Below are 22,193 nucleotides of genomic sequence, written 5' to 3'. Positions count from 1 at the left end.
CAAAACCGCACCCCTAACAAAGCGGGCACAGGCATGAGCATATCCAGACGTCACTTCGCACTCGGCGCGGCCGCCCTTGGGCTGTCCGCCTGTACCAATCAGGTCTTAAAAGACCCTCAGCGCAGCACAGTTTCAATCGCGGGCCTGCCTGCGGATCTGAAACCCACCCCGAATGCCGGGTACGACGCGTGGGTCGCATCCTTTCGGGAACGCGCTGTTTCCAAAGGGATTTCGTCTGCGACCCTGTCGTCGGCTTTCCGCAATGCCGGGTATCTTCCTGGTGTGATCAAGCGCGACCGCAATCAGGCAGAATTCAAACGAAGCCTGGAAGACTACCTGTCCATCGCCGCCTCGGATGAACGCATCACAAAGGGGCGCGCTGCGTTTGGACGCCACCGCGCAACATTGACGGCGCTGGAAGGCACCTATGGAGTCGACGCCGAAATTATCTGCGCCATCTGGGGATTAGAGAGCTTTTACGGCGAACGACGCGGCGACGTGCCGGTGATTTCTGCCACCTCGACACTGGCTTATGACGGGCGTCGCGGCGCATTCTTCGAAAAGCAGCTCATCGCAGCGCTCCAAATCCTGCAAAGCGGCGACACCACGGCCAGTAAAATGACCGGAAGCTGGGCAGGCGCGATGGGTCATACACAGTTCATACCAACATCATATCAGGCGTTTGCGGTCGACTATACCGGTGACGGGCGACGTGACATCTGGGACGACGATCCAACGGATTCGCTCGCCTCAACAGCCGCCTACCTGAAGCGCAATGGTTGGACGCGGGGCGTGCGTTGGGGCGCCGAAAGCGGCCCCGGCGCGCCAGCGGGAAAAATCATTCAACCACAGGTCGGCGGGCCAAAGTTTGCTGTCACAAGCAACTTTAACGTCATCAAGCGTTACAACAATTCGGATTCCTATGCGATTGGTGTCGGACATCTGGCAGATCGCATCGGCGGCGGCGGCCCTTTGCGTGGGAGCTTTCCGCCTGACGAATACGGCCTGACCAAGAAAGACCGCATCGCGATGCAAGAAGCCCTGACAGCGCGCGGGTTTGATACTGGCGGCAGCGATGGTGTCATTGGCCCCAAAACCCGAGAAGCCATCACCAGCTATCAGGGGTCAACTGGCCAGCCGCAAACCGGCGACCCGTCCGTCTCTTTGTTGCGCTCGCTGGGTTAAGTCGTCACAGTTTTGGCGACACTTTAAGAGGAGCGCCAAATGCGAGGGATAAATTTTGAAACCTCTGCGTGACTGGGACGATGCATTTGCCAATATGGCCTATATTCCCGGATCAGAAAAACTGCCGGAAATCTGGGCACAGGATGGTGCTGTCTATCGCGAAAATGCAACGCGCATTGAGGAGGTCGCTTATGGCGATCACCCGCGCGAAAAACTTGATCTGGTCTGGCCAGATAGCGTGCCCAAAGGCCTTGCTGTTTTTGTACACGGCGGGTTTTGGGTCTATTTAGACAAATCCCACTGGTCACATTATGCCGAAGGCGCCCGCGCAAACGGCTGGGCTGTTTGTCTTCCCAGTTACACGTTGGCGCCCGAAGCACGTATCAGCGATATGACCCGTCAAATTTCTACCGCGCTTACAAAGGCCGCAACAATTGTGTCTGGCGAAATTCGGCTGGCAGGGCATTCCGCCGGTGGGCATCTGACCAGCCGCATGGTGTGTGCAGACACGCCGTTGTCTTCAGATGTTTCCAACCGGATCACACATACCTTGTCTATCAGTGGCTTGCATGATCTTCGCCCCTTGCTGAACACAAAACTGAACGAAGCCCTAAACCTGAATCTGGACGAAGCGACGACGGAAAGTGCCGTGCTTCAACGGCCAAACGGACGACCCCGCGTGACCGCTTGGGTCGGGGGTGGCGAGCGACCTGAATTCATCCGGCAATCTCAGATACTTGCTACGATGTGGGAGGGACTGGACGCTGACATCTCTTGCCAGATCGATATGCAACATGACCATTTTTCGGTTTTGGAAGGCCTGCGCGACCCAGACAGCCCGATCACGCAGGCATTTGTTGGAGAGCTCAAATGAGCGAAGGTTACGATCCGTCAGAAGACGGCGCTAAAATGTCCTTTGCCAAAGACATGAGTTATGTTGATTATCTATCGCTTGACCCCATTCTGGGCGTGCAAAACTGCCAATCAGATGCACATGACGAAATGCTGTTTATCATTCAGCATCAGACGTCAGAGCTGTGGATGCGCCTTGTCCTGCATGAATTATCAAGTGCCCGTGTGGCATTAGAACAGGGCAAATTTCCGCCCGCATTCAAAATGTTGACCCGCGTCGCGCGCATTTTTGAGCAACTGAATGGCGCATGGGACGTTTTGCGTACAATGACGCCCAGCGAATATACCCAGTTTCGCAACGCCCTTGGGTCTTCGTCGGGATTTCAGTCGCATCAGTATCGCCTGATCGAGTTTATCTTGGGCAACCGCAATCGCGCGATGATGAAAGTGCATGAACACCGCACCGACCTGCATGACATGCTGGAACAAGAGCTAAACCGGGCATCGCTCTATCATGTTGCGCTGGACAAATTGGCGACCGAAGTTGGGGTGACTTTTGACCCAAACGTCTTTCGAATGGACCAACCACACCAGGTTGATGATGCGATCATGGCCGCTTGGGCCACGGTTTATCAAAATCCGGAAGCCCACTGGACGCTCTATGAACTGGCGGAAAAACTGGTCGATCTGGAGGATTACTTTCGCCGGTGGCGCTTTAACCATGTGACAACTGTGGAACGAATCATCGGGTTTAAACGCGGGTCAGGCGGAACCTCCGGTGTGAAATACCTGCGTAAAATGCTTGAGGTTGAACTGTTCCCAGAGTTGTGGAGCGTAAGAGGAATGCTATGAACGACATCGCTGTAAAACTCCCGATCAAAGACCGCTTCATCCTTCCTGAAGGGATGATCTATCTCGATGGAAACTCGCTTGGCCCACTACCAAGAAACGTCGAAAGTGCCGTGTCCAATATGGTGACAGACCAATGGGGCGCGCATCTGATCAAGGGCTGGAATGTCGATGGCTGGATGGCCCAACCGATGCGCGTTGGCAATATGATTGCTAACCTGATCGGCGCGCCCCAAAACAGCATCACTATGGGCGATACCTTGTCTATCAAGGTATTTCAGGCCCTCGCCTCGTCCCTGAAAATGCGCCCCGACCGCAAGGTAATCTTGTCTGACAGCGGTAATTTTCCGTCCGATCTTTATATGGCCGAAGGTTTGATCAGACATCTGGATCAGGGGTACGAGTTACGGATCGTAGCGCCCGAAGACGTCCAGGCGGCAATGACTGAAGATGTGGCCGTCGCCATGATCACACAGATCGATTATCGCACGGGCCGGATGCACGACATGCAGGCCATCACCAAAGCCGCGCATGCCGCCGGAGCGGTGATGTTGTGGGATTTGGCGCATAGCGCGGGTGCCGTTCCCGTTGATCTGGCTCAATCCAATTGCGAATTCGCGGTGGGATGCAGTTATAAATACCTCAATGGTGGCCCCGGCGCGCCGGCATTCATTTACGTACGCCCCGATCTGGTTGGGACATTGTCACCGGCGCTGAGCGGCTGGTTAGGACATGACGCGCCCTTTGCCTTTGAACAGTCGTATCGCCCGGCCCCGGACATTGAGCGCATGCGCGTCGGTACGCCACCTGTTGTGCAACTGACCGCTCTGGAGGCAGCGTTAGAGGTTTGGGAGGGCGTCGACATGGCTGATCTGCGCACAGCCAGTCTTCACCTTTCGGAAGTGTTTATTGCAGAGGTCGAAGCGAAATGCCCTGAACTCACGCTTGCCAGCCCGCGCAATGGTGCAATTCGCGGTTCGCAAGTTTCGTTTGAATACGAAAACGGCTATGCCGCAATGCGCGCGCTGATTGCGCGTGACGTGATCGGTGATTTTCGGGCGCCAAACATCATGCGATTTGGCTTCACGCCGCTCTATCTGGACGAAGGTGATGTAATTCGCGCGGTCGAAATTCTGGCCGAGATTCTGGACACCAAAGCGTGGGATTGTGCTGAATTCAAAGCGGTCGCGCGGGTGACTTAAGTCCCAGCCGAACCAACGAACTCATGGCCATCAAAGCTCATGCCCCGCACAAACATCGGGCAGGCATCGGGCAAAAAAATGCGCCCCGGGCGGGGGCGCATCTTGTTGTCTAACTGGGATAATACCTTAGTTGGACGCCAGTTGTGCAGGCAGACGGAATGTCCAAAGTGTGCCGCCCTGGTTCAGGTAGTTGACCTTTTTGGCAACTTCACCACCCCAAAGTGGCACCGCGCCACCCCAACCAGAGATGACCGAGATGAACTGTTCGCCGTCCTGTTCCCAGGTGATCGGCTGACCAACGATTCCGGAGCCGGTCTGGAATGACCACAGCTCTTCGCCGGTTTCATCATCAAACGCGATAAAGCGACCTTCGGGTGTGCCAGTAAAGACCAAGCCACCAGCAGTAGTCATAACGCCAGCCCAAAGCGGAGCATCGTTCTTGTACTCCCACTTTGTTTCGCCGGTATCCGGATCAATCGCCTTCAAGCTACCAATATGATCGTCGTAGTTCGGCTTGATGGTAAAGCCCGAACCCAGATAGGCGGCGCCTTTCTTGTACGAAATCGGCTCGTTCCAGATGTCCATACCCCATTCGTTTGAGGGTACATAGAACAGACCAGTGTCAGGAGAATGCGCCATTGGCATCCAGTTTTTCCCACCAAGGAACGACGGCGAAGCAAAGACAACCTCGCCCTTTTTACCGTCGGCCGCGTCTGCTGGATTGCCCGGACGGTTCCCTTCGACAAAGATCGGGCGACCTGTGTCGTCGATACCTTCAGCCCAGGAAATGTCCTTAACGAATGGAACAGCGGACACAAACGCACCGTCTTCACGGTTCAGGACGTAAAAGAACCCGTTCCGGTCAGCAGTTGCGTAACGTTTGTTGCCTGAACGGTCTGTGTAAGCCACCACTTCGTTCACACCATCATAGTCCCAACCTTCGCGGGGTGTTGTCTGATAGTGCCATTTGATTTCGCCAGTGGCCGGATCGATGCCAATGCGCGAGGCGGCATAAAGGTTGTCGCCAGCATTGCCTTCGACCGGCGTGCCAGCATTTCGAAGGTGGCTGTTCCAAGGTGCAGGGTTACCCGCACCAAACACCAGGGTATCTGTGTCGGCGTCATACGATCCGCCAAGCCAAGTGGCGCCGCCACCCGTCTTCCACATGTCACCGGGCCAGGTTGCGTTCAGCGTGCCGGTCATGGTGCTTTCTTCGCCATTCAGCGTGCCCATGTGCCCTTCGATCACGGGGCGTTCCCACACAAGCTCTCCTGTTTCGGCATTGCGGGCCTGAACCGATCCAATGATGCCGAATTCGCCACCGGAATTGCCCGTCACAATAAGACCATTCACGATCAGCGGGGCAGCCGTGTAGCTGTAGCCAGCTTTGTAGTCGGCGATCTTTTTGTTCCAGACCACATCGCCAGTTTTGGCGTTCAGCGCGACGATTCGGGCATCCAACGTTCCAAAATAGACGTTCTCGCCATACAGAGCCGCACCACGGTTGATAACGTCGCAACAAGGCAGAATGCCTTCGGGCAGACGCGCGTCGTATTGCCAAAGTTCCTCACCAGTCTTTACGTCAATCGCATAAAGGCGCGAATAAGATCCGGTAATGTACATGACGCCGTCATGGACCAACGGCTGAGTTTCCTGACCGCGCTGTTTTTCACCGCCAAGCGAAAAAGCCCAGGCTGGAACCAGGTTTTTAACGTTATCTTTGTTCAGTGTGTCCAGTGGCGAGTGGCGTTGCAGATGCCGCCCCATCCCATTGGTAAGCACGTCCTCAGTTGAAGCCGTGTCGTTGAGCAGCATGTCTTCTGTGACTTCCGCGTTCGCTGATCCCGCGACCAGTAAAGCCGCTGATGCAGCCAGTACGAATCTGTTCATCTGGTTCCTCCCTTTGGTTCCATTAAGTCGCGCACCTGAGCCAGGGGCGCTCTCCGACCGAGGCAAATTATTGGCGCATTCCCCGCTCATGGGTATTGAACATTGGTCGTATGACATTTGGTCTCGTATCCATTCATTGTGAAATCAGGGGTGGTGACAGGTCTGAGCGCCCAAATTGAAAACCCCAAAGGGAGAGGATTATGAACTATCGTGTGGTTTTGTTTGCCATCGCTTTCGCACAGCCTGTCGCGGCTGAGGAGCGGCGCGTATACCTTGAAACAGATGATGGCACCCGCATCGATGTGGCGCAGGTCACTGTTACAGAGAACGGCCAGTTCGCTGTCGAAATGAACGACGCTTCGTTCACCGATCACTTTCTATCAATGCGCCCGTTCAAATGCATCGAAGGCCCAGACAAGCATTGGTGCCATGTGCCTTACCCTTATGAAAACAGGCGCAATATCTCGGCAGACCTAACCGATCTGGAATACGATTTTCTGTTCCTCTGGAAGGACAGCACAGAGTACGGAATCGATATGTGGAACGGTGTCTATTACAAGTTGTCACAGGACGGAAACGGGTTGACCGGCATTTTGCACGAGATGGACATGAACACATTATCTGCGCCCCCTGATCCCGGTGATTTGCGCCCAATCGCTGCAAAACACCTTCACGAAAGCGACCCGGACAGCCATTGGCTGCCCAGGTTGATCATCGACTGATCACTCGGTCAGAGTTTCCAGGTAAGCCAAAATGAAATCCTGAACTGTCATGTCTTCAATGCCGACATGGCGCATCTTGGTACCCGGCATAAACCCATCATTGTCTTCCATCCACGCCCGCAAGGCGGCTTTTGTCCAGACAATCCCAGAGTTTTGCAAAGCATCTGAATACTCGTAACCTTCCTCGTCCCCGGCGGGGCGTCCGATGATTCCGATCAGCTCCGGACCATATGAAGGATCCGACTTGTCATCCGAATGACAGCGGCGACACTGAATATCAAAAAGCGTTTGTCCGGCTTCGACTTTGATTTCCTGAAAGGCGCGGTTTGCGACTTTGGACTCGGCAAATGCCGGAGACATTGACCAGGAAACAGCGAGTAGCGTGCCAGCGAGAATAAATTTACGTCCCATAATGGGTCTCCGTGTGGTTTGAGTTCTGATACGTGTTCGCGGTTTTTGGTCTCGCGCTCTTGTACCAAAACAACGCTGGATATCGCGTTGTCCTTTGGTCGTATTTCTAAGGCGGGGCGGAATGGTATGATTTCTCAACACCGGGAGATGAACATGCTTACCCAGAAAATAGTCACAACACTTGCCACTGCTGTCGTGTCAGCCGTGCTTTCGACGTCTGCCATTGCAGAAACAACCGTACTGCGTGCTGCCGTGCTAAAATTCGGTACCGTCAACTGGGAGCTGAACACGATTCAGCACCACGGGCTGGACGACCAAAACGGATTTGAACTGGACGTTCAGGGCATGGCAGGAGGTTCTGCTGCCAAGGTCGCGTTTCAGGGTGGCGAAGCGGATGTCATTGTCTCCGACTGGCTTTGGGTGGCGCGCCAACGCGCGGCGGGTCATGACTATGTGTTTATTCCTTATTCCAAGGCGGTCGGCGGTGTGATGGTCGCCGCAGACAGCGATGCCCAATCTCTTACGGACCTCAAAGGCGCCAAGATAGGCATCGCAGGCGGCCCGTTGGACAAAAGCTGGCTGATACTTCAGGCCTATGCCGCGAAGAACCATGGCATGGATCTGGCCTCCGAGACTGAGCAGGTCTTTGGTGCGCCGCCGCTGATCTTTAAATCAGCGCTGTCTGGCGACGTTTCTGCGGCCATTAATTTCTGGCATTTTATGGCGAAAATGGATGCCTCGGGCATGCGCAAACTGATCGATATCGCAGATGCGGCGCGTGATCTGGGCCTTGATCCGGAAACACCGTTGCTGGGGTATGTCGTCAAGGGTGAGATGCTCAAAGACAACCCTGATCTGGTCAATGGTTTGGCGACGGCCTCTCGTATGGCAAAAGATATGCTGGCAAGCGACGACGCCGAATGGGACAGATTGCGCCCAAAGATGAATGCCAAATCAGATGCCCAGTTTACGGCGCTAAAGGCCGGTTTCCGCGCGGGCATCCCCGCCCCCGGCCCAGTTGATGAAAACGCTGCCGATCGTATGCTGGAACTCATGGTTGAACTTGGCGGTGAAAAGCTTTTGGGAACAGCCACGTCTTTGCCCGAGGGTACATTCCTGCAAAACGGCAGCTAAAGGTCCATAGGAATTGACCGGAACAGTAAACAACAACCTCGCACAGCGACCAGAGATTTTGTCGCTTGAGGTCCAGTCTCTGGTCTTTGCCGGCGCGCCTGTTCTCGGGGCCATTGATCTCAACATCCGGCAAAGTGAAACTGTCGCTCTTGTTGGTCCGTCTGGTATCGGAAAGACGTCGATATTGCGGATCATTGCCGGGTTGGAACGGCGTCATCGCGGCACGTGCAATATTTCCGGGACCGTCGCGATGGTTTTTCAGGAACCAACTTTGCTGCCCTGGCGCTCAGCACTGGACAACATCGTTATCGCGGCAGATGTCAGCCCGGAGATGGCATTGGCGGCACTCGACGACGTTGGCCTTGCGGATCGGAGTGATGACTTTCCCGCGCAGCTATCTCTGGGACAACAACGGCGGTTGTCACTGGCACGCGCCTTTGCTGTCAGACCAGACCTTTTGCTGATGGATGAACCGTTTGTGTCGCTCGACCCGGAACTGGTCGAGGACATGATGGCCCTGTTTGCCAAACTTCGCGCAGCACATCAGGTGACGACAATTCTTGTCACCCATGTGCGCCAGGAAGCTGAAAAGCTGGCCAGTCGCATTGTGTCGCTTGATGGCAGCCCCGCGCGAATAATCGGTGATATTCAGAATACCGGTGCGTATTTCCAGTTGTCAGCGTCTGGCGTGACCTCGTCCAAATCATAATCCGCGGATTGTAATCTCCGGGCGATCTCTAACCCGTCCTGCGCGGCCTCTTCGACGTATTGGCGCCCCAGCGTTTCGTTCTTGGCCACGCCATGTCCGCGCAACAGACCGATACCATAATTAAACTTTCCAACAGGATCACCCAGATCTGCGGCTTTCTTGTCCCATGCCGCAGAGGCATCCGGGTTGTAATCGCCCCCCAGCCCGTTGTTTTCCATCTGGCTCATCCACGTCATCGCACCGGTATAGCCAGCGCCAGCGCAATTCTTAAACAGCAGGCGCGCGGTGTCATGGTCGCCGGATTTGGTGATCGCATACCCCATCGAGCACAGAACCATTCCGGTCTCGCCCTCTTCGGCCTTTTGACGGAACGACTGCCAGGTCATCTCGTCCGGGTTCAATGTGCCAAGGTCAGCTGCCTCTTCAGAACTGGCCTGAGAAGCGATAATCATTAGAATTGGAATAATCTTTTTCATGAACGTTACCTTTCATAGCTTTCGAGACAACCCGGTACGCGCAGGATTATAACCCCAAAGCGCAGCAGCGGTAAAAATAAGTGTAACCAAGACGGTCCAAAGCAGTGCCTGACCATTGAAGCTTGCATATAAGGCAAACCGGATCAGCTCGACCGCGTGGGTAAAGGGGTTGAGCGCGCAGATGTCGTGCAAAAGCTCAGATGATTCCGCCATTTTCCATAGGGGATAAAGGGCAGATGACATGAAAAACATTGGGAAAATTACAAAGTTCATCACGCCGGCAAAGTTTTCAAGCTGTTTGATAAAGCTCGAAAGGAACAGCCCCAGCGCCCCCAACATCAGCCCCGACACCACCAACGCAGGCAAAACAGTGACATAACCCACAGGCGACATTGTAATCCCAAACATCGCCGCCACGGCCAAAAAGGCATAAACCTGCAACACCGAGATCATCGTTGATCCGACCAACTTGCAGAACAACAACCACCAGCGCGGCAATGGGCTGGTCAGCAAAAGCTTCATCGAGCCCATTTCCCGGTCGTAAACCAACGACAAAGAGGACTGCATTCCGTTGAACAACAGGATCATGCCACACAGCCCGGGCACGATATAGGTCTCGTAGGTAATGTACGTCTGATAGGGCGGGATAATGCTCAGCCCCAGCGCAGCGCGGAACCCGGCTGCAAACACCAATAACCAGACCAAGGGGCGCACCAGAGCCGCGATAAAGCGTTCTCTTTGATGGACAAACCGCAACGCTTCGCGGGCAACGATGGCCCGAAGAGATGTCAGATAGATCGTCATGAAACCTCGGCGCCTGTCAGGTTGAGGAAATGCGCCTGCAATGGCGTGTCCTGACATATGTCTGACGCAATACCGTCGGCCAGAACGCGCGCCTGATGCAGGATGATCAGCCGATCATCGGGCGCGACCTCGTCTGTCAGATGCGTCGCCCACAGAACCGTTGTCCCGTCGTCTGACATAGCATGCACATGGCCGGTGATCGCCTGACGCGCCGCAGCGTCCAGCCCGACCGTAGGTTCATCCAGCAACAGGACGGACGGGCGATGGATCAAAGCGCGGGCAATCTCTGTGCGCCGTTTGTGACCGCCGTTTAACGTACGCACCTTTTCCCTGGCGCGTTCACGCATCCCCAGCCGGTCAAGCGCGGCGTCGATGCGCGAGCTGGCGACGGATCCGGACAATCCATGCAGAGCCGCGAAATATTTTAGGTTTTGCCGCACCGTCAGGTCCAGATCCAGCGTGGTTTGCTGAAACACCACACCCAGTTGGGCCAAGGCCGCACGCGGCGTGTTTCCCAGGTCGTGACCTGCAACGGATATGCCCCCTTCAGGTGCGACCAGCAAACGTGTGAGCAGGCCGAAAAGCGTGGATTTACCGGCGCCGTTCGGGCCAAGCAGCGCACAAAACGCGCCCGGCTCGACGGCAAAGCCGACATCGTCCAGCGCCATTTTGGCGCCATATCGATAGCTGAGGTGTGAAACCTCGAGCCCGCTCATTTGATGGTGATGTCCAACCGCTGTGTCTCCCCGGTTGTGCCCGGAATTTTCAGATAATACTGTCCGGGTTTGATCGCGACAAAGCCTATTTCCATTTCGCCGGCTTCGTCAAATTCGACGCTGTCCAACCCCAGCGGGCGGATTTCCAGCCCTTCAACCACAATCTCGTCGATCCAGATTGCCCGAAAGAACTCCGGACCAACCAAAGCCAGTTCCTGTGACCCGTCACCCTGGATTTCAAACTCGTAATACCGTCCCGAGGTCAACGTCCATGGCGCGGATGAAATCGGCTCGCCTGCAGACAGGATGACGGGTGGCAAATCCTCTTTGTTTTTTCCAGACAGCAACCCGGCTGCGCCAAAGGATGGGCCGTCATCATCGCCGGCAAAACCGGGTGTTGCGGCAATTGTCAGCACAAGAAGGGCAGATCGTAACATGAGACTCTCCAGTCTAGGTGTCGTTAAAAGCTCGTCAGATTTCTAGTCATGTGATGCCGGGCGATAGGCCGCGCCCCATGGGAACCGGCCCACTTTGATCGATTTGATCGCCTTGCGTGCGTCAACATCAATCACCGTAACATCGCCCGAGACGCCGTTGGTTGTGAACAATTGGGTTTGATCCTCGTTAAACGCCATGTGCCAGACACGCCGTCCCACAAGAATGTAGTCTTCGACCTCATAAGTCTCGGAATTCACCACGGCGACGTGGTTGGATGGGCCCAGCGCCACAAATGCATGGCTGTCATTTTCTGTGAATTTGAACCCAACGGGCTGCACACGATCCGGGTGCACGCCCTGCACTTCAAATTCAATCTTGGCGATTTCGCTTTGGCTGTCGCTGTCAAATACCGTCAGCGTCCCGCCGATTTCGGAACTGACCCACATCTCGGCCCCATCCTTTGCAAATTCAGCATGGCGTGGGCGGCTATCGACAAGCGTATTGGCAAACAATTCTTGTGTCTCTGTATCGATCCAATGCGCCATATTTGTTGTTTCAGAAGTTGTAATGGCAATTTTCCCGTCTGGCGAGACAGCCATGCCCTCAGGTTCTACGCCTACGTCGATCTGCGCGATCACCTTGCGGCTTTGTGTATCTACAACCGTGGTGATCGCGTCATCTTCGTTTGCAATATAAAGATGGCGATCATTTGGATGCAGAACAAACTGTTCCGGATCCTCTCCGGATGGCAAGTCATGCAGAATTTTGCCGGTGTCAGGGTCCATGACCTGAACAGAATCGCTGTCAGATGCACAGATATAAACCCGGCTGAAATCCTTTGAAAAGGTGATCCCGCGCGGCCGTTCGCCGGTGTCGTAGGTTTGGATCACCTCCAGCGTGTCGGTTGAGATCACTGAAACCGTGTCGTCCTTTTCATTGGTGACCCAGATTTCACCAGCCGAAAGCGGTGTGGTCATCAGCAAGAGAGCTAAAGTCGCGCGTATCATTCAAAGGCCTTACATTTGCTTTCAGGGCGGTCGAGTCCCAGAGAATCCAATTCGTTGACGTGATGAAGAAACCCATCAAGCGGCGCAGAAGCCACAAGCGCACGCGGATGCACGATGGCAATTGGCTGGCGCAGTTGGCCGTTCCAGTCCCGGTAGGTCAACGGGCGACCCTTGAAACCAGCCAGCTCAAAGTCGTCTGAAAAGACAAAGTCGCGTACGTCGTAATAGTCAGCGCTGCTGGTCCTGGTGACGGCTTCACCAACCGTGCGCATCGCCGCCCAAGCCGCATAGTCCTGAGGTGCCATCGCCCGGCCATGCGCCTCTTTGAACCTCGACTGCAGCTGAGCCGCGCCCCATTGTTCAATCACTTGTGCCCATGTGACAGCCGTCAGCCCTTCGGACCCGACAACAGGCCGTGCCGCCCAGGTGTTATACAGGACATAACGCCCGAAATCATGAAGCTCATCAGCAAGGATCAAGGCATCGTAATCGCCAAACTCTTGTGTAAACAGCGGTATCTCCTGAGACGCCGTGCGCCGCATGTCCGCGTCAAAATTCCAGTTCTTTTCAGAGGAAAGCTTCAATCCGAACTTCGTCAAAGACCGTCGCATTGCCTCGGCATAGGCGGCGTCTTCTGCATTAGGTCCTGTGATCATGACCAAATCTGTCCAACGCTTTTTCACAAATACCTGAGCCAAAGCATCCGTGCGCATGGCATCAGATGGAAGGGTATGCAGCAAGTTCGCCCGACAGTTTGCGTCCCGGAGGCTGAGGTCTCCACTGGACGTATTGAACAACATCGCCGCCTGCGCCTCTGGTAGATCCGCGATGGCCAGCTGCACCTCTGATGGTGCTGATAGCACTAAATAAGGCGTTTCGGACAGTAATGCGCGCGCCGCTGCAATCGGGTCCTCGCCCAGCGCCACAAATTGTTCCGTGAAATTATAGCTTTGCCCAAGAAACTTGCCGGTCGTCTGATTGTCATCCAAACCCGTTCTGGCACCTGCGACGCCCAGGTCATCGGGGATCGCATCCAGGTTCGATAATGTCTTGGGCGCGGGTGTTTCCACCTTTAGATAGCCAATCGTCACCTGTGTCTCTGCAAGCGCAACGGCGGCAAAGATGGGCAGGCTCAGAAAAATCGCAACCACACGTCCAAACATCTGGAAACTCTAACCCCACCCCCACCAGCCACAATACGACTTTGGTCCGAACACAACCAAAGTCCAATACCGACGTCATGCTGCGTCGGTTTATAGAGAGACCTGAAACAAAACGTACCTGGCTCGGGAGAGGGCCGCGTTCGGAGGAGGTGTTATGAAATCATCAGTCTTGAATGGTCTGCTTTTGGCGACCGGAATGACCATTGCGTCAACCACTTTTGTCGGAGCCCATGGCGATGTGAAGCCACAAGCCGTGGACACTGCCGGACTTCCCGAGAATGGTGAGGAATGGCTGACAGAAAACCCGTACCGTACAGAAGCCGTTGGGCAAGACGTCTGGTTGAAAGCCGTTGAAATCGGCGCTTCTGGCTACAACCAGAATTGCGCGCGGTGCCACGGCTTAGAAGTTGTGTCCGGCGGCCTTGCACCGGATCTGCGCTTTCTTGAAGCCGAAGAATATGGTGACGAATGGTATGTTGAACGGTTTCGTGACGGGTACACCCAGAACGGCACCACCAAGATGCCCGCCTTCGGAGAGTTGCTGGGACAAGACGCTGCCTGGGCGATCCGAACTTACATCGAAACCAGACCTGACAGCGACGCCATGGAAGCAGTGGTTGACGAACTGAAGGAACTTCGTGACCTGATCGCGGGATATGCGGAAAATGCCACCGGTGCAGATGCCGACGCTCTGAAAGCCCGCCTGACCGTAATTTCCGAGAGCATCGAAACGCTGTCAGGGGCTCCGGTCGCAGATTCCGTCGCTTTCCGTGCTGCCAATTTGATCGACGGAACTCCAGAAGCGTACAGGGCAGCGGCGGAGACCTTGACTATCGGTCTTCCAGCTACACACTAGGCTGATGCGCGCCATAAAAAACCTTTCAATTGTCCTGGGCCTGCTCGTTGTCGGGCCGGCCCATGCTGCCGACCCATGTGCTGACCATGTTCCTCAGGACCGCCCTCAGAATGTCGGACGCGATGTGGTTGGTCAGGAGCTGGATGTTCTGCAGGATCAGGGCCATATGCTGTTCGCAGTGTACGAAGATTATGCGCCCTACAGTTGGGAAGAAAATGGCGTCCCTCGCGGCGTCGACATCGATATTGCCCGCCTGATTGCCCAAGACCTGAGCATTGAGGCACATTTTAACTTTGTGACAGCTGGCGAAAATCTGGATGCCGACCTGCGCAACAATATCTGGAAAGGGCCCCTGATCAACGGGCGCGTATCAAACGTGATGATGCGCGTGCCATATGACAGCGCCTTTAAATGCCGGATTGAGCAGGTTGTATTTACGGGGCAATACGCAACCGACTCCATCGCTATCGCCTTTGACAAGGCCAGCTATCCAGACGACAAACCCATCCCCGCGTATTTTCGCTATGACACTGTCGGGGTCGAGAATGACTCAATCTCGGATTTCTACCTGTCGTCATTCGCGAGTGGACAGGTCGGTAACAAAGTTCAGCGTTTTGGTGAAATGGCAGCGGCCATGTCGGCGCTGGCCGCTGGGGAAACCATGGCAGCAATGGGTCAATTGGGACAGCTGGAATATGGCAAGACCGATACCATCGAAATCCATCAACCCCCTCTGGCCGGGTTCGCGGTCAGCAAGTGGACCTTGGGTGTCGCTGTCAATTTTCGCTATCGTCCCTTGTCCTATGCCGTTGATGACACGATCAACGCTGCGCTTCAGGATGGTCGCATCGCGGAGATTTACGCTTCCTACGGTTTGACCTTTCAACCGCCCGAACGCTAAGGCGCGGTTGCTCTTTCAACTTAGCCAAGCGTCGTCACGTTCCCTTCGAAATCCACCAGCGTAATCTGGTGAATTTCGTTTGTTCCAACAAGCGTTTCGATCATGTCCTGATCCGCCAATGCTAAAGCGGTCGAGAAGGCGTCGGCAAAGACTGCCCTTTTCGCCACAACAGATACTGTCGACCATTTAGGTTGCTCGGAGCGATGCAGGATGTGGCCAGATTGTCCAATCTGCGTCGTGGCAGGGCTGGACGTGGCAATCGCGGCATTGGTGATCGTTCTGGTACCCAAATGCCCATAGTCCGGATCACTCAGCCCAAGCCGCCAAGGCCCGCCAACCCCGCGGTATTCACCGATATTGACCAGCATCTCCGAAACCCCCAATGCGACGAGTGCATCAGACACAAGATCAGTGGCAAAGCCCTGTGCAATGCCATTAAACGTCAGCGACTGGTTGGGCTGCAGGGTGACAGAATTCTCGCCAAATCGCACCTGCCCCCAACCTTGGGACAGATCAGCTTCCGAGGCGTGTTTTCCGAGGGAAAGCGCCTGCCATAACGCCTGAACAGTCGGGTCAAACAGCCCTTGGGTCAACGTGTGAACCCGGTCAGCCTTGTGCATCAATGACAAAAACTTCGCGTCTGGTCGGGGCAATTGTTTTGTCCGGTTCAGCCGCACCAAAGCCGAAGCAGGATCATAGAGGCTAAAGAGTTTCTCGACCTCAGTGATGATCTCGCGTGCAGCGGCCAGCGCGGTTTCCGCCTGCTCACGTGAGCCATGGATAGTCAGGCTGACATCGGCGCCAAACGCCCGTCCCTGCCAGGAATGTGCGCGCGCGCCCTGCGGCGCGACGGCAAACGCTGCGCATACAGACAGAAAACGACGACGGGAAAGTTTCATTCTGCGGCCACCTTTAATCCGCGCCCACGTGCCGCCAAAACCTTGGGGACGCAAAGCGTGTCGCTGTCATGTATCGTGACACAGTCAAGACACTGGAAACATTCCGAATAAGTGATTTCTCCGGTTGGTTTGATGGCGCCATAGTTACACCTGACCTTACAAAGCTGACACGGTGATCCACATTCCTTGCGCCGTTCAATCCAGTCCCTGCCACGCACTAGACCGCCAATGGCCATGATCGCGCCCAACGGGCATACATAGCGGCAGAACCCCTTGAACAGCACCATCGACAACACCAGCAAACCAACCGCATAGGCCACATAATACCATTCACGCACAAAAAACGTGGTGATCGCGGTCTTGAATGGTTCCACTTCAATCGCCTTGTCGAGCCGGGCCGGGGCGACAAAGACCAGAACCAGCATGCTCGCCAGAACGACATATTTCAGCAGCTTCAACCGCTGATCCCAAATCGCCGACGGTTCGACCTGGGGAAGCCGCAGCAGGCGGCCAATATGATGCGTGAATTCCTGCAACGCCCCAAATGGGCACAGCCAGCCACAAAACAATCCGCGCCCCCACCCAACGAAACCAACAATCGTAACGCCCCAAATGGCCAGCGAGAAAGGATCATACAGCAGAAAGCTATATGTGCCGCCCTCAAGCGCTGTGCGCAAAATTGCCAAAGGTGTCGCGATAGACAACTGGCCCTGCCCCGACCAACCAATAAAGCCCGTGACAAAAGCCAGAATGCCCAATCGGATCGGCGTGAAAAACCGATGTCCCGCCAGACGGTTCAAACCCAGCCCAAGCAACGCGAGCAACCCAATCAGGAAAACGGCAAGGACAATCAAATCCGCTTGTCGGTTACGCAGGGCATCAACCCAAGGCGGCGCCGGCTTCACGACTTCGTTGCGAGAGAAAAATCTCTCCGGTGTGGAATGCGTGGTTTCAAGGGTGATTGACCCAATTGGAGGTTGAAACGACCCGTGCTTGCGCAGCACCTTGAGCTTGAAAATCCATTCTGAGGTTGGATCAAACCCCAATCTGCGATCAGTCCGCAATATCAAAGCAGCTCCGTCATGCAGCGCGTCCGGAACGGTTTCGTCCAGCTCAACAAAGATGTCGGAGTCCCGAAATGCGATAGGAAACCCACCTTGTTCAGCGCTGATCAGATCAGGCGCGGTGTTGCGCACGAATTCATCGGTCACAAGACCGTGCCGCGCGGTTTCGATCACCAGAACGGGTTCCGACGCGTCAGCAATTTCCATGAATGATTGCAGCTCTTCAAAGCCATCATCACTCAGCACCGCCCTGGCAATAGACGGCGGACCCAGATCGACTATCCACAGATCGACAAAGGTTCCCTCAGGATTTTCCTTGGCCTCTGGATCATCGTCTTCCCAAAGTGTGCCTTCAAAAAAGGTGTCGATTTCTGCGTTGCTCACGGTTCGGCGGGTCACGATCCCCTTGGCCAACAGATCATCCCAGGTCAGGTTTTCGACATAATCCGTATCTGGAAACGCGGCCGCACCTGTGGCTATGCCATTCATTTTCTGACGGGCGACTTGCAAAGCAGCCGCCAGAACGCTCTCATGGGCAATCCGCACGGATGCTGTACCCTTTGTTACCCCATCAAGATAAACCAGCGCCGAGCCGTCACCCCCAGCCCCATAGGGCGAACCCACCACAAGATTGTCTGAAATCGAGTGACCGCGGTATTGTTTGAAGAAGTCAAGGAACAGCTTTTCAGGAAGACCGGAGACAAAGATCGGTTCGTTGTGCGACAGCAGCTGAACGTCCAGAAACCGCCCCTCAAGATCAAGCACAACCAACAAATTTATTGGAGCACCGGAAAAACCCGGCAAAGGTGCAAGCGGCCCGGTTTCAAAGACATAACCTGCTTCGGCCCCACCCGAATTTAACAACTGATACACCCCAAGATCATCCAGCTGTTCGCCCAGCGACATGGGCGGTACGATCAACGGCGCCAGCGTCTCGCGCGGCGAAGGCTCAGCAAACACGCTAATCACAGACGCAATCCAACAGAATACGCCCAGCACCGCCGTAACAAAGGAAGACCTCAGAACCATTAGCCGAAACTATTCGGACCGATGCGTCCTGCCTATGCGACTAAGGTACGAAAGCTACCAGATTGCCATTTGACAGACCCGCCTTTCGTGGCAGCTTTGCTGCATGAACGATACAACGCCCACGCCGCATGGCTTTGTTGTTGCCGTATCACTGCTGGGGCTGGTCGCATTTTGGGCGCTCGCCGCGCGGATCGGCAATGACGCCACAGTGCTTCCCGGGCCGCTTTCAGTCTGGCAGCTGATCGTAGAAGAAGCGGCCTCAGGCGAGTTGTCACGTCACATGACGGCGACACTGTTTCGAGTCGCGTGCGCGTTTTTCCTCGCCATGGGATTTGGGTTGGTGATCGGCATCGTGCTGGGAACAAAGCCGATGCTCAATCGTTGGCTGGGCCCGTGGCTGGTGGTGCTTTTGAATGTTCCCGCGCTTGTGGTGATCGTCCTGTGTTATCTGTGGATCGGTTTGAACGAAGTGGCTGCAATCACCGCTGTTGCTCTGAACAAAACGGCGATGGTGGCGGTCACGATCCGCGAAGGCGTTCATGCAATGGACCCAAAGCTGAGCGAAATGGCGCGGTCGTTTCGCTTTGGCCCAGCGAAAAAGCTGCGCCACCTGATCCTGCCCCAGCTTTGGCCTTATGTCGCATCCAGCACCCGCAACGGGCTCGCGATCATATGGAAGATTGTTTTGGTGGTCGAGTTTCTCGGGCGCAGCAATGGGGTTGGCTTTCAAATTCACCTGTATTTCCAGTTATTTGAAATTGGATATGTGCTGGCCTATTCTCTGAGTTTCGTCGCATTGATGCTGCTCATCGAATACGGAATCGTAGGCGTGTTGGAAACACGCGCCACACGCTGGCGCCAACCAGCCTGATCAACACATAAACTGCGCCATCTGACATTGTGCGACCTTCAAATAGAAAGGCCCCCACAACTTGTTCTGCGGGGGCCAAATAACTTGTAGTCGATTATCTAAACGCAGGTTCTAGAAGAAACCCAGTTTGTTTGGGTTATAGCTCATCAGGATGTTCTTCGTCTGCTGATAGTGGTCCAGCATCATCTTGTGATTCTCGCGTCCAATGCCTGACTGCTTGTAACCACCAAACGCAGCGTGTGCCGGGTAGGCGTGATAGTTATTGACCCACACGCGACCAGCCTCGATGGCGCGCCCAAAGCGGTAACAGGTATTCGCATCGCGCGACCAAACGCCAGCACCAAGGCCGTACATCGTGTCATTTGCAATCGCGAGCGCCTCTTCTTCGTCCTTGAACGTTGTCACGGAAACAACCGGGCCAAAGATTTCTTCCTGGAACACGCGCATCTTGTTGTGACCCTTCAGGATGGTTGGCTGGACGTAATTGCCGCCCTCCAGCTCACCGCCCATAGGCGCCGCTGCGCCGCCAGTCAAAACCTCTGCACCTTCCTCGACACCAATCGTCAGGTAAGACAGAATTTTCTGCTGCTGTTCGACCGAAGCCTGTGCGCCAACCATCGTTTCGGGATCACGTGGGTCACCCTGTTTGATGGCCTTCACCCGGGCAATGGCCCGCTTGATGAACTCTTCATAGATGTCTTCCTGAATAAGCGCGCGGCTGGGGCACGTGCACACTTCGCCCTGGTTAAAGGCAAAAAGGACAAAGCCCTCGACAGCCTTATCCAAAAAGGCGTCGTCCTTGGCCATCACATCGGAAAAGAAGATGTTGGGGGACTTCCCGCCCAATTCCAACGTGACCGGGATCAGGTTTTCTGTAGCCGCCGCCATGATCTTTTTACCGGTTGCGGTTGAGCCGGTGAAAGCAATCTTGGCAATCCGCTTGGACGTTGCCAAAGCAACACCCACTTCGCCGCCAAAGCCGTTCACGATATTCAAAACGCCATCGGGCAACAGATCGGCAATCACTTCCATGAACACCAAAATGGCCGCGGGGGTCTGTTCGGCAGGTTTCAGGACAACACAGTTTCCTGCCGCCAGCGCCGGGGCCAGTTTCCAGGCCGCCATCAAAATCGAGAAATTCCAGGGGATAATCTGACCCACGACACCAAGAGGTTCATGGAAATGATAGGCAACCGTATCATTGTCGATCTCTGACATATTGCCTTCCTGACCGCGCAGGACACCTGCAAAATAGCGGAAATGGTCCGCAGCTAGCGGAATATCAGCCGCCATGGTTTCGCGGATTGGTTTGCCGTTGTCCCAAGTTTCCGCCTGAGCGATCAGCTCCAGATTTTCGTCAATCCGGTCGGCAATCTTGAGCAGAATGTTTGAGCGTTCTGCCGCCGCCGTCTTGCCCCAGGCGGCCTTGGCCGCGTGTGCTGCATCCAGAGCCAGCTCAATATCCGCACCATCCGAACGTGGGATTTCGTTGATCATAGCGCCAGTGATCGGTGTCACATTTTCAAAATACTGACCATTAACCGGGGGAACAAATTTCCCACCGATGAAGTTGTCGTAACGCAGTTTGAAAGGCGAGGTGTAGGTGCCAACCTCGGTATGGGTCATGTCATTCATTGTAAGTCCTCCAATAGGTCCGAACTCCTCCGTCCGGATTGCAAAGAGGAATGAAGCAGCATGTCAGGCATGTCACTTGGGGGGAATACGACGCCAACGTGGAACTGTCTCAGCAGTGAGACAGGTGTTGCTAGCTTTCATCCAAACCAAGCCGTTTCATGCGCCGGTAAAGGGTCGCGCGCCCGATTCCCAGCTGACGGGCAGCTTGACTTACGTTGCCTCCGGCCCGTGAAATTGCACGAACAACCGCCGCGCGTTCTGCTTTTTCAAAGCCGGTTGGTCCGTCTTCGCGCCCAAGCACATCAACGGCGGGGCGCGGCACAATCGTACCAACGGCATCCATGCCAAATATCCGGCGCGCCTCTCGTGTGGCGCCAATGACAAGATCGTACTCATCTATGGCCAGCAATGTCGACGCTTCGGCATCTTCGCTTTCAACCACAACAACACGCGCCTTTGGAAAGGCCGCACGAAAATTGGCTTCTTCAATGGCGCGGGCTGTTTGGGCAACCTGCGCCGCGATCAGCCGATTGAAAGTTTCGGTCTGGTCGGCCCGTGCCGATGAGACATCCAGCGCGGCCAGAACATGCCCGTCGCTGTCATAAATCGGCGAATCAATGCAACTCATTGCCGTATTGCGCGAGAAAAAGTGTTCGTCCTGATGGATTATCAACTGACGTTGTTCGGTCAGACATGTGCCAATCCCGTTGGTCCCTTCGCGTTCCTCGCTCCAGTCCGCCCCGGTGCTCAGACCCCATTCTCCAAAAACAGGCGCGTCAGCTTCGCTCAGGCGTTGATCCAGAATAACACCATCGGCATCGGTCAGGAAAACGCCACAACCCGACTGCCCGATGAGAGAGAAAAGCAAATCCATGCGCGGTCCGGTGACGGTCATGAATTTTTCCAATTCGGCACGACGGTGGTGCAATGCAGATTGGTCAATCCGCTCGGGCACCCGCATTTCGGCCGGATCAAGACCATGTTTGATCGCCGATCTGTTCCAGCTGGCTGCGACCCGCGACCGGGCGGCGGCAGAATGCGATTGGGTCGTCTCAAGAACTTTTTCGGCGTGCGAAATTTTGCGCATCTTGACGATTTCCAAACATCCATTTCGACCCTTATTCTATTGGTTCTTCCGCTAAATGGCAAAACGCCAAACGCCCGATTTACGCTGTCAGCCAGCAATCCGTGGTAGACATTAGTGGTAGATTTTGCCTCTCGTCGTCCTTCCCCGTCATTTCGGGAAAAATCTGTGCATGAAGCGGAAACGCATCGACTCAGGCCATCAACACTGCTGGCATTTCAAATACGAAGGGATAAATTGTTAGTTGACTCATCGTACGTAATTTACTTAACATGTGAATTATATGCAACAAGGAT

General features: G+C 54.9%; 22 protein-coding genes. 10 read left to right on the top strand and 12 right to left on the bottom strand.

The features are described 5' to 3' along the window. The first annotated feature begins 33 nt into the window (after positions 1-33). From ABJI08_RS06365 to kynU, 4 genes are read left to right on the top strand one after another with little or no spacing between them, the layout of a single operon-like run. Positions 34-1,185: a lytic murein transglycosylase gene (locus ABJI08_RS06365; RefSeq protein ID WP_348400989.1), complete on the top strand. Its 1,152-nt coding sequence runs from the start codon at positions 34-36 to the stop codon at positions 1,183-1,185. 55 nt (positions 1,186-1,240) lie between these two features. Further along, positions 1,241-2,059, top strand: a complete 819-nt coding sequence (locus ABJI08_RS06360) for an alpha/beta hydrolase (protein ID WP_348400988.1) — start codon at positions 1,241-1,243, stop codon at positions 2,057-2,059. Then, a complete protein-coding gene (locus ABJI08_RS06355; protein WP_348400987.1) occupies positions 2,056-2,889 on the top strand; it encodes a tryptophan 2,3-dioxygenase family protein in 834 nt (277 codons plus the stop codon). The genes ABJI08_RS06360 and ABJI08_RS06355 overlap by 4 nt, the downstream gene beginning before the upstream one ends. Then, positions 2,886-4,088: a kynureninase gene (kynU, locus tag ABJI08_RS06350; RefSeq protein WP_348400986.1), complete on the top strand. Its 1,203-nt coding sequence runs from the start codon at positions 2,886-2,888 to the stop codon at positions 4,086-4,088. Before ABJI08_RS06355 ends, kynU begins: the two co-directional genes overlap by 4 nt. A gap of 126 nt (positions 4,089-4,214) precedes the next feature. Here the strand turns inward: kynU and ABJI08_RS06345 are convergent, their stop codons facing one another. Next, a complete protein-coding gene (locus ABJI08_RS06345) occupies positions 4,215-5,978 on the bottom strand; it encodes a PQQ-dependent methanol/ethanol family dehydrogenase (RefSeq protein ID WP_348400985.1) in 1,764 nt (587 codons plus the stop codon). Positions 5,979-6,178: 200 nt separating this feature from the next. Here ABJI08_RS06345 and ABJI08_RS06340 point away from each other — a divergent pair, with 200 nt between their 5' ends. After that, positions 6,179-6,700, top strand: a complete 522-nt coding sequence (locus tag ABJI08_RS06340) for a hypothetical protein (protein ID WP_348400984.1) — start codon at positions 6,179-6,181, stop codon at positions 6,698-6,700. On the opposite strand, the gene ABJI08_RS06335 is transcribed toward ABJI08_RS06340, so the two are convergent. Then, the gene (locus ABJI08_RS06335; RefSeq protein ID WP_348400983.1) at positions 6,701-7,111 is read right to left on the bottom strand and encodes a c-type cytochrome; all 411 of its coding nucleotides are present in this window, start codon (positions 7,109-7,111) and stop codon (positions 6,701-6,703) included. Positions 7,112-7,264: 153 nt separating this feature from the next. Here ABJI08_RS06335 and ABJI08_RS06330 point away from each other — a divergent pair, with 153 nt between their 5' ends. Next, entirely contained in the window at positions 7,265-8,245 is a 981-nt protein-coding gene (locus tag ABJI08_RS06330; RefSeq protein ID WP_348400982.1) for an ABC transporter substrate-binding protein, read from the top strand. Between the two features lie 13 nt (positions 8,246-8,258). Beyond that, complete coding sequence (locus ABJI08_RS06325; protein ID WP_348400981.1) at positions 8,259-8,954, top strand: ABC transporter ATP-binding protein; 696 nt, start codon at positions 8,259-8,261, stop codon at positions 8,952-8,954. Here ABJI08_RS06325 and ABJI08_RS06320 read toward each other — a convergent pair. The 6 genes from ABJI08_RS06320 to ABJI08_RS06295 are packed head-to-tail and all read right to left on the bottom strand — an operon-like array spanning position 8,894 to position 13,558. Then, a complete protein-coding gene (locus ABJI08_RS06320; protein WP_348400980.1) occupies positions 8,894-9,430 on the bottom strand; it encodes a sel1 repeat family protein in 537 nt (178 codons plus the stop codon). The genes ABJI08_RS06325 and ABJI08_RS06320 overlap by 61 nt on opposite strands. 12 nt (positions 9,431-9,442) lie before the next feature. After that, complete coding sequence (locus ABJI08_RS06315; protein WP_348400979.1) at positions 9,443-10,234, bottom strand: ABC transporter permease; 792 nt, start codon at positions 10,232-10,234, stop codon at positions 9,443-9,445. Then, the gene (locus ABJI08_RS06310; protein WP_348400978.1) at positions 10,231-10,950 is read right to left on the bottom strand and encodes an ABC transporter ATP-binding protein; all 720 of its coding nucleotides are present in this window, start codon (positions 10,948-10,950) and stop codon (positions 10,231-10,233) included. The genes ABJI08_RS06315 and ABJI08_RS06310 overlap by 4 nt, the downstream gene beginning before the upstream one ends. Further along, complete coding sequence (locus tag ABJI08_RS06305; protein ID WP_348400977.1) at positions 10,947-11,387, bottom strand: hypothetical protein; 441 nt, start codon at positions 11,385-11,387, stop codon at positions 10,947-10,949. The genes ABJI08_RS06310 and ABJI08_RS06305 overlap by 4 nt, the downstream gene beginning before the upstream one ends. 42 nt (positions 11,388-11,429) lie before the next feature. Continuing rightward, positions 11,430-12,395 carry a YVTN family beta-propeller repeat protein gene (locus tag ABJI08_RS06300; protein WP_348400976.1) on the bottom strand — a complete coding sequence of 322 codons (966 nt, stop codon included), beginning with the start codon at positions 12,393-12,395 and terminating at the stop codon, positions 11,430-11,432. Continuing rightward, the gene (locus ABJI08_RS06295) at positions 12,392-13,558 is read right to left on the bottom strand and encodes an ABC transporter substrate-binding protein (RefSeq protein ID WP_348400975.1); all 1,167 of its coding nucleotides are present in this window, start codon (positions 13,556-13,558) and stop codon (positions 12,392-12,394) included. The genes ABJI08_RS06300 and ABJI08_RS06295 overlap by 4 nt, the downstream gene beginning before the upstream one ends. 154 nt (positions 13,559-13,712) lie before the next feature. Here ABJI08_RS06295 and pedF point away from each other — a divergent pair, with 154 nt between their 5' ends. After that, positions 13,713-14,414: a cytochrome c-550 PedF gene (pedF, locus tag ABJI08_RS06290; RefSeq protein ID WP_348400974.1), complete on the top strand. Its 702-nt coding sequence runs from the start codon at positions 13,713-13,715 to the stop codon at positions 14,412-14,414. A gap of 4 nt (positions 14,415-14,418) precedes the next feature. After that, a complete protein-coding gene (locus ABJI08_RS06285; RefSeq protein WP_348400973.1) occupies positions 14,419-15,315 on the top strand; it encodes a transporter substrate-binding domain-containing protein in 897 nt (298 codons plus the stop codon). 20 nt (positions 15,316-15,335) lie between these two features. Here ABJI08_RS06285 and ABJI08_RS06280 read toward each other — a convergent pair whose 3' ends face one another. Together ABJI08_RS06280 and ABJI08_RS06275 are read right to left on the bottom strand one after the other, a co-directional pair. Beyond that, positions 15,336-16,214: an FAD:protein FMN transferase gene (locus tag ABJI08_RS06280; protein ID WP_348400972.1), complete on the bottom strand. Its 879-nt coding sequence runs from the start codon at positions 16,212-16,214 to the stop codon at positions 15,336-15,338. Continuing rightward, a complete protein-coding gene (locus ABJI08_RS06275; protein ID WP_348400971.1) occupies positions 16,211-18,307 on the bottom strand; it encodes a 4Fe-4S binding protein in 2,097 nt (698 codons plus the stop codon). Before ABJI08_RS06275 ends, ABJI08_RS06280 begins: the two co-directional genes overlap by 4 nt. Before the next feature lie 103 nt (positions 18,308-18,410). On the opposite strand from ABJI08_RS06275, the gene ABJI08_RS06270 reads away from it, so the two are divergent. Next, positions 18,411-19,178: an ABC transporter permease gene (locus ABJI08_RS06270; RefSeq protein ID WP_348400970.1), complete on the top strand. Its 768-nt coding sequence runs from the start codon at positions 18,411-18,413 to the stop codon at positions 19,176-19,178. 111 nt (positions 19,179-19,289) lie between these two features. Here the strand turns inward: ABJI08_RS06270 and adh are convergent, their stop codons facing one another. Both adh and ABJI08_RS06260 read right to left on the bottom strand, forming a co-directional pair. After that, the gene (gene adh / locus ABJI08_RS06265; protein ID WP_348400969.1) at positions 19,290-20,813 is read right to left on the bottom strand and encodes an aldehyde dehydrogenase; all 1,524 of its coding nucleotides are present in this window, start codon (positions 20,811-20,813) and stop codon (positions 19,290-19,292) included. Positions 20,814-20,943: 130 nt separating this feature from the next. After that, positions 20,944-21,900 carry a GAF domain-containing protein gene (locus ABJI08_RS06260; protein ID WP_348400968.1) on the bottom strand — a complete coding sequence of 319 codons (957 nt, stop codon included), beginning with the start codon at positions 21,898-21,900 and terminating at the stop codon, positions 20,944-20,946. Positions 21,901-22,193: the final 293 nt, after the last annotated feature.

The sequence above is a fragment of the Shimia sp. genome (genome assembly GCF_039969785.1).
In the GTDB taxonomy this organism is placed as follows: Bacteria; Pseudomonadota; Alphaproteobacteria; order Rhodobacterales; family Rhodobacteraceae; genus Shimia.
Note: the sequence above shows the minus strand (reverse complement) of the source record. Positions and strands in the feature narration are given on the sequence as shown.